The following is a 2,872-nucleotide window of genomic DNA, read 5'->3' on the forward strand; positions in this document are numbered from 1 at the left end:
GTGGTGGAGAGCGAGAGGGCAGCGGCAAGCAGGAGTTTGCGCATAGTCAGTCCCTGGGAGATCCGGCGCAGCAGGTAACGGTTTCGCGGCTGCGCTGTGAGTACAACGATCTTATCCGAGCCGTAAAATGGATGCAGGAACCTATCCGATGGCCACGATCAAACAGGAAGACCTTATCCAGAGCGTTGCGGACGCGCTCCAGTACATCAGCTACTACCACCCGGTGGACTACATCAAGAACCTGGCTCGGGCGTATGAGTTGGAGGAGTCGGTTGCGGCCAAAGACGCAATGGCTCAGATCCTGATCAACAGCCGGATGTGCGCCGAGGGGCACCGTCCCATCTGCCAGGACACCGGCATTGTGACCGTTTTCCTGAAGATCGGTATGGGCGTGCAGTGGGAGGGCGCGACCATGGATGTGCAATCCATGTGCGACGAGGGTGTGCGCCGGGCTTATAACCATCCAGACAATCGCCTGCGCGCCAGCGTTCTCGCCGATCCGGCCTTTGGCCGCAAGAATACGAAGGACAACACGCCGGCGGTGGTGAATATCGAGCTGGTGCAGGGCGATAGTATCGACGTCATCGTTGCAGCCAAGGGCGGCGGCAGTGAGGCGAAGTCGAAGTTCGCCATGCTGAATCCGTCAGATTCGATTGTGGACTGGGTCGTGAAGACCGTGCCGTCGATGGGCGCTGGATGGTGCCCACCGGGCATGCTAGGTATCGGTATTGGCGGAACGGCGGAGAAGGCGATGCTGCTGGCCAAGCAGGCGCTGATGGAACCGATCGACATGCAGGAGCTGATCGCGCGCGGGCCGCAGGACAAGCTGGAAGAGATGCGTATCGAGCTTTACCGCAAGATCAATGCGCTGGGTATCGGTGCGCAGGGTCTGGGTGGCCTGACGACGGTGCTCGATATCAAGATCCTCGACTATCCGACGCACGCGGCCAATCTACCGGTGGCGATGATTCCCAACTGCGCAGCAACGCGCCATGCGCACTTTCATCTGGATGGCTCAGGACCGGCGCACATCGAGGCTCCATCGCTGGAAGACTGGCCGGAGCTGACGTACTCACCGGCGAATGCGCGCCGTGTCGATCTCGATACCGTGACCCGCGAAGAGGTCGCAACGTGGAAGCCGGGCGAAGTGCTGCTGCTGAACGGTAAGCTGCTGACCGGCCGCGATGCCGCACATAAGCGGATGATCGAGATGCTCAATAAGGGTGAGAAGCTGCCGGTCGACTTCACCGGACGCTTTATCTACTACGTTGGCCCGGTCGATCCCGTGCGCGAAGAGGTTGTCGGGCCGGCAGGTCCGACGACAGCGACGCGGATGGATAAGTTCACGCGCCAGATGCTGGAGCAGACAGGTCTGCTGGGCATGGTGGGTAAGAGCGAGCGTGGACCTGCGGCGATCGAGGCGATTCGCGATAACAAGGCTGTCTACCTGATGGCCGTTGGCGGAGCCGCGTATCTGGTCTCGAAGGCTATCAAGGCATCGCGTGTGCTGGCCTTTGAAGACCTGGGCATGGAGGCCATCTACGAGTTCACGGTGAGGGATATGCCGGTGACGGTGGCGGTGGATTCCAATGGTGTCAGTGTGCACGAGACCGGGCCGGCAGAGTGGAAGGCGAGGATTGCCGGGGAGTTTGAGGGAGTGGCGATTCTGCAGTAGGGGGTGTTGATCGGCGAATCATGGGTCTGTTCGACGCGTGGGGAGGCTCACAGCGACATTCCGTTCAGTTTTGCAGCTGATTTTCCCGATCCGGTTGCATCTTGCTCGCATGAAGAGTTCGAGAGCCGTGTGGTTGCCGGTTCTGACCAGTGCATTGTTGACGGCAAAGAGTTCTTCCTTCGTGGATTGATTGAGATCCCGATTCTTGGAGAGGAGGCTCCTTTCCTCTGGGGAGTTTGGGCGCTTCTCCGGGAAGGGGACTTCGATGAGATTTCGGACTGTTGGGAGGAAGAAGGCCGGGAGCATCGGCATGGGCCGTTCAAGGGAAGGCTCGCTAATAAGATGAGTATGGAACCCGATCCTTTCAACCTTCAGATCACGGTTCGCTTACAAGAAGTCGGTCAACGCCCTGTATTTTTTATTGATGACCCGGGTCATCCCTTGTTTCTTCAGCAAAAGAATGGGATATCGCTGCAAATGGCGAAGGAGATATCTTTCTTCGGTTTTGCATGGCCGAATCCTTACTTTTGACTAGGGGTACGAAATTCGAGGTGTCACCCTAGGTTCGCGCGTCGCGCGAATACCCATGTCCCTAAGGGAAGGGCTTGCGCTTGCGGGGAGAAAGCTCCTGATCCTTCATGCCGCCCTGCAGGGTATTCGCGTCGCCGAGGTAACCGAGGGCCCATACGGCGCCTACGTCGAAGTCCTCGGGGATTTGGAAGACCTCGCGGGCTTTCTTGTGGTCGAAGCCGCCCATACCGTGGGTGTGGATGCCGAGAGCGATGGCCTGCAGTGCTGCCGTGGCTGAGGCGGCGCCGGTGTCGTGCAGGTTGTGGTAGTCCGGATGGCCATTGGCGGTGAAGGTCTTCTTGGCGGCGGTGAGGTAGAGCACAGGAGCAGACTTTGCCCATCCCTGGTTGAACTCGACCAGCGTGGAATAGATCTTGTCGTAGGTGCTGTCGCCCTTGATGCCGACAATGAAGCGCCAGGGTTCTTCGCCGTAGGAGCTGGCCGCCCATCCGGCGGCGGTAAAGATCTTCTTCAGGTCTTCCGCGGCCACGGGCTTATCAGAGAAAGCGCGGGGGCTCCAGCGCTTGAGGATCAGGTCGAGAACCCCAGTCTCCGAGGGGCCGTGCTTGATGTGTTCGAGATCGGGCATTGTGCAGATGCTCCTTCGAGGTAGTGATGCCTTTGGGT

Annotated in this window: 3 protein-coding genes; 2 read left to right on the forward strand and 1 reads right to left on the reverse strand. The window is 59.2% G+C overall.

Annotated elements, in window-relative coordinates; all coding sequences use genetic code 11:
- The first annotated feature begins 148 nt into the window (after positions 1–148).
- Together AB4043_RS22915 and AB4043_RS22920 are read left to right on the forward strand one after the other, a co-directional pair.
- Entirely contained in the window at positions 149–1,675 is a 1,527-nt protein-coding gene (locus tag AB4043_RS22915; protein ID WP_442300656.1) for a fumarate hydratase, read from the forward strand.
- A gap of 3 nt (positions 1,676–1,678) precedes the next feature.
- Positions 1,679–2,206 (forward strand): DUF2199 domain-containing protein, encoded by a 528-nt coding sequence (locus AB4043_RS22920; RefSeq protein WP_442308201.1) that lies wholly within the window; start codon positions 1,679–1,681, stop codon positions 2,204–2,206.
- 61 nt (positions 2,207–2,267) lie between these two features.
- On the opposite strand, the gene AB4043_RS22925 is transcribed toward AB4043_RS22920, so the two are convergent.
- Positions 2,268–2,834, reverse strand: coding sequence for a nitroreductase family protein (locus AB4043_RS22925; RefSeq protein WP_442308202.1), 567 nt, complete (start codon positions 2,832–2,834; stop codon positions 2,268–2,270).
- Positions 2,835–2,872 lie beyond the last annotated feature (38 nt).

It is taken from the genome of Terriglobus sp. YAF25 (assembly GCF_052113305.1).
Taxonomy (GTDB): domain Bacteria; phylum Acidobacteriota; class Terriglobia; order Terriglobales; family Acidobacteriaceae; genus Terriglobus.

Excerpts from the sequence above, each read along its gene's own strand:
- AB4043_RS22915 (WP_442300656.1), top strand. The coding sequence starts at position 149 with ATGGCCACGATCAAACAGGAAGACCTTATCCAGAGCGTTGCGGACGCG.
- AB4043_RS22925 (WP_442308202.1), bottom strand. The coding sequence starts at position 2,834 with ATGCCCGATCTCGAACACATCAAGCACGGCCCCTCGGAGACTGGGGTT.